A 4,725-nucleotide genomic window follows, 5' to 3' on the forward strand; every position below is an offset into this window, starting at 1 on the left:
TGATCGGTATGGCCCACCGCGGCCGTCTGAACGTGCTGGTGAATACCCTGGGCAAGAGCCCGAAAGACCTGTTCGAAGAGTTCGATGGCAAGAGCTTCAATGAAAATGGCTCCGGTGATGTGAAGTATCACCAGGGCTTCTCGTCCAACGTACAAACGTCTGGCGGTGAAGTGCATCTGGCCATGGCCTTCAACCCCTCACACCTGGAGATCGTTTCTCCAGTGGTGGAAGGGTCAGTACGTGCCCGTCAGGATCGTCGTGATGACGAGGGTGGCGAGCAGGTTGTTCCGATTATATTGCACGGTGATGCTGCCTTTGCCGGGCAGGGTGTGGTCATGGAGACATTCCAGATGTCCCAGACCCGGGGTTTCCACACCGGTGGTACCCTGCATGTGATCATCAACAACCAGGTGGGCTTTACCACCAGCCGGCGTGATGACGCCCGCTCCACCGAGTACTGCACCGATGTGGCAAAAATGGTGCAGGCGCCGATCTTCCACGTGAATGCGGATGACCCGGAAGCGGTGTACTTTGTCACCCAGCTTGCGGTGGATTACCGCATGCAGTTCAAGAAAGACGTGGTGATTGATCTGATTTGTTATCGCCGTTCGGGCCATAACGAGGCGGACGAGCCGTCCTCGACCCAGCCGATGATGTACAAAAAGATCAAAAGCCACCCGACCACCCGTACCTTGTATGCCGAACAGCTGATCAACGAAAAAGTGATCAGTGAACAGGAAGCCCAGAAAACCGTGGATGATTACCGTGACATGCTTGACGCCGGTAACCATGTGGTGAAATCCCTGGTGCGTGAGCCGAACAAGGCACTGTTCGTGGACTGGTCTCCCTACATCGGTCATAAGGTTGAAGATGACTGGGATACGTCGTACCCGCTGAAGAAATTGCAGGATCTGGCTACCCGCCTGGAAACACCGCCGGAAGGGGTGGTCGTTCAGCGTCAGGTGAAGAAAATCCTGGAAGACCGCCGCAAAATGACCGCCGGTGCCTTGCCCCTGAACTGGGGTTATGGGGAAACCATGGCCTATGCGACGCTGCTTGATCAGGGGTTTGCCATTCGCTTGACCGGCCAGGACAGTGGTCGCGGCACGTTTTCGCACCGTCACGCGGTGCTGCACAACCAGAAAGACGGTGAGCAATATGTGCCGCTTCAGCACCTCTACGAGGGGCAGCCGCGCTTCGATATCTACGATTCATTGCTCTCTGAAGAAGCGGTGTTGGGGTATGAATATGGCTACGCGACTACCACTCCCAAATCTCTGGTGATCTGGGAAGCCCAGTTTGGTGATTTCGCCAACGGTGCCCAGGTGGTGATTGACCAGTTCATCTCTTCCGGCGAGGCCAAGTGGGGCCGTTTGTGTGGCCTGACCATGCTGCTTCCCCATGGCTATGAAGGGCAGGGCCCGGAGCATTCCTCTGCGCGACTGGAACGCTTCCTGCAACTGTGCGCGGAGCACAACATGCAGGTCTGTGTGCCAAGCACCCCCGGGCAGATTTATCACTTGTTGCGCCGTCAGGCTGTACGGCCACTGCGTAAACCGTTGGTGGTAATGAGCCCGAAGAGCCTGCTACGCCATAAAAAGGCCACATCCGCACTGGAGGATCTGGCCCACGGCACTTTCCATTCAGTACTGGATGACCTGGCTGATCTGGATCGCAAGAAGGTCAACCGCGTGGTCATGTGTTCCGGCAAGGTCTACTACGACTTGCTGGAAAAGCGTGATGGCGATGATCTGAGTGACACGGCGCTGGTGCGGATTGAGCAGTTGTATCCGTTCCCTGAGCAGCGTTTGCAGGAAATTCTCGAGAGCTATCCTAACCTGGAGCATTTGGTCTGGTGTCAGGAAGAGCCCATGAACCAGGGTGCCTGGTATTGCTCTCAGCATCATATGTACCGTGTAGCACAACAAGCTGGCGTGGGGCCTGTGCATTACGCTGGCCGCGATATGGCGGCCGCCCCGGCAGTGGGTTCAATGTCTCTGCACGTGGAACAACAGCAGCGTCTGGTTCAGGACGCCTTCGAGATTAAGTAACAGTTAAGGATTAGGCATGGCGACTGATATCAAAGCCCCGCAGTTCCCGGAATCAGTAGCAGACGGCACCGTAGCCACCTGGCACAAGCAGGAAGGTGAAGCGGTGAAGCGTGACGAGCTGCTGGTGGATATTGAAACCGACAAGGTTGTGCTGGAAGTGGTGGCGCCGGCCGACGGCGTGATCAGCAAGATCATGGCGGCAGAGGGCGAAACCGTAGAAAGCCAACAGGTACTGGGCACCTTCGACGAAGGAGCCAGTGGCAGTGCCGGCAAGAGCGATGACAAGCCCGCAGAGAAAGCCAGTGATGAGGCTTCTGCGGAACAGAAAAATGATGCGAAGTCTGAAGCTGCAGACGACGATGACAGTGCAGGCGATCAGGCTGGCCCGGCGGCCCGCAAGCTGATGAGCGAGCATGGCATCGCAGCAGACCAGGTGAAGGGCTCTGGTCGCGGTGGCCGCATTACCAAGGGTGATGTGGAAAAGGTCATTACGGACAAGGCCGAGAAGCGTGCCAGTCAGCCGGCCCCACAGCAGCCGGCGACTCTGGATGTGCCGGGCGCACCGGGTGAGCGTGAAGAGCGCCGGGTGCCGATGACTCGTCTGCGCAAGCGGATTGCCGAGCGCTTGGTTTCGGCCCAGCAGGATTCGGCCATGTTGACCACCTTCAACGAGGTCAACATGAAACCGATCATGGATATGCGCAAGCATTACCAGCCGGAATTCGAGAAAGCCCATAACGTGCGTCTCGGTTTCATGGGGTTCTTCACCCGTGCCTGTGTGGAAGCGCTGAAACGCTTCCCGGCAGTGAACGCTTCCATCGACGGCGAAGACATCGTCTATCACGGTTACTACGACGTGGGTGTGGCGGTATCTACCGAGCGAGGTCTGGTTGTACCTGTCCTGCGCGATGCGGACCAGAAAGGCCTGGCAGAAGTGGAATCGCAGATCATCGAGTATGGCCAGAAAGCCCAGAAGGGCAAGCTGTCCATTGAAGAGATGACCGGTGGCACCTTCACCATTTCCAATGGTGGGGTGTTTGGATCACTGATTTCCACGCCGATTCTGAACCCGCCACAAACGGCGATTCTGGGCATGCACAAGATTCAGGAGCGCCCCATGGCAGTGGACGGCAAGGTGGAAATCCTGCCGATGATGTATCTGGCCCTGTCCTATGACCATCGCCTGATCGACGGCAAGGAAGCGGTGCAGTTCCTGGTTGCAGTAAAGAACTTTATCGAAGACCCGGCGCGCCTGTTGCTGGATATCTGAATGCACGCCCGCACGCTTCATGCTGGCACGCACACGCGATATGGCGTGCCAGCGTGCTGCGCGAAGCGTGCCAGCGATAGAAGGAATAGAGCATGAGTGACAACTACGACGTCATCATCATTGGTGGTGGTCCCGGTGGTTATGTGGCCGCGATCCGGTGCGCGCAACTGGGGCTAAACACGGCTTGTATCGAAAAGCGGATCAACAAGCAGGATGAGCCAGCTCTGGGCGGCACCTGTCTGAATGTGGGTTGTATTCCGTCCAAGGCGTTGCTGGATTCTTCGTGGAAGTACCACGAGACCGAATCCGCTCTGGCAGACCATGGTATCAAGATCAAGGGGGCAGACCTGGACCTTGAGACCATGCTCAAGCGCAAGGACACCATCGTCAAGAATCTTACCGGTGGTATTGCCCAGCTGTTCAAGGCCAACAAGGTGACCTGGCTGCAGGGTACCGGCCAGCTGAAAAGCGGCAAGCAGGTGGAATTCCAGCCTTTGGATGGCGATACACAGACCTTGCAGGCCGAACACGTGATTCTGGCTGCGGGCTCAGTGCCGGTGGATATTCCGGTGGCATCTGTCGACCAGAAAGTGATTGTGGATTCCACCGGCGCCCTGGACTTTGACAAGGTGCCCAAGCGCCTTGGTGTGATTGGTGCGGGCGTGATCGGCCTGGAGCTGGGCAGTGTCTGGGGTCGTCTGGGCAGTGAGGTTGTCGTGCTGGAGGCGGTGGATGACTTCCTGCCAGCGGTGGACAAGCAGATTGCCAAGGATGCCCAGAAGCAGTTCACCAAACAGGGGCTGGATATTCGCTTGGGCGCCCGCGTGACCGGGTCTGAAGTGAAGAAGGATCAGGTCGTGGTGAACTTCACCGACAAGGATGGCGAACAGGAAGAAACCTTCGATCGCTTGATCGTGGCGGTGGGCCGTCGTCCTTATACCGAAGGCCTGCTTAGCCAGGATGCCGGCGTCAGCCTGGATGAGCGTAATTATATTTACGTGGACAGCCAGTGCCGAACCGATGTCCCCGGCGTTTACGCCATTGGTGACCTGGTGCGTGGCCCGGCGTTGGCCCACAAGGCCATCGAGGAAGGTGTCATGGTGGCGGAAGTGATCATGGGTGAAAGCACCCAGGTGAACTATGACGCCGTTCCCGGGGTGATTTATACCCACCCGGAAGTGGCTTGGGTCGGCAAGACCGAAGAGGAAGTAAAGGATTCCGGTGATGCTTACAAGACCGGAGCCGTGCCCTTCGCTGCCAACGGGCGAGCCATGGCGGCCGGTGAAACCGGTGGCATGGTGAAGTTTGTCGCCGACGAAAAGACAGACCGTATTCTGGGAATGCACGTAGTAGGCCCGCAGGCGTCCGAGCTGATTCAGCAAGGCGTTATCGCCATGGAGTTTG

3 protein-coding genes are annotated in these 4,725 nt (G+C 57.5%); all 3 read left to right on the forward strand.

The window, feature by feature from the left end:
- On the forward strand, positions 1-2,051 hold a 2,051-nt coding region (locus A3754_RS12200; protein ID WP_063519905.1), incomplete at its 5' end, for a 2-oxoglutarate dehydrogenase E1 component.
- A gap of 16 nt (positions 2,052-2,067) precedes the next feature.
- A complete protein-coding gene (gene odhB / locus A3754_RS12205) occupies positions 2,068-3,321 on the forward strand; it encodes a 2-oxoglutarate dehydrogenase complex dihydrolipoyllysine-residue succinyltransferase (protein WP_063519906.1) in 1,254 nt (417 codons plus the stop codon).
- 92 nt (positions 3,322-3,413) lie between these two features.
- A partial coding sequence (gene lpdA, locus A3754_RS12210) for a dihydrolipoyl dehydrogenase (RefSeq protein WP_063519907.1) occupies positions 3,414-4,725 on the forward strand: 1,312 nt, incomplete at its 3' end.

This window comes from Alcanivorax sp. HI0083 (genome assembly GCF_001635175.1).

Coding starts and splice junctions, on each gene's coding strand:
- odhB (WP_063519906.1), top strand. CDS start 2,068: ATGGCGACTGATATCAAAGCCCCGCAGTTCCCGGAATCAGTAGCAGAC.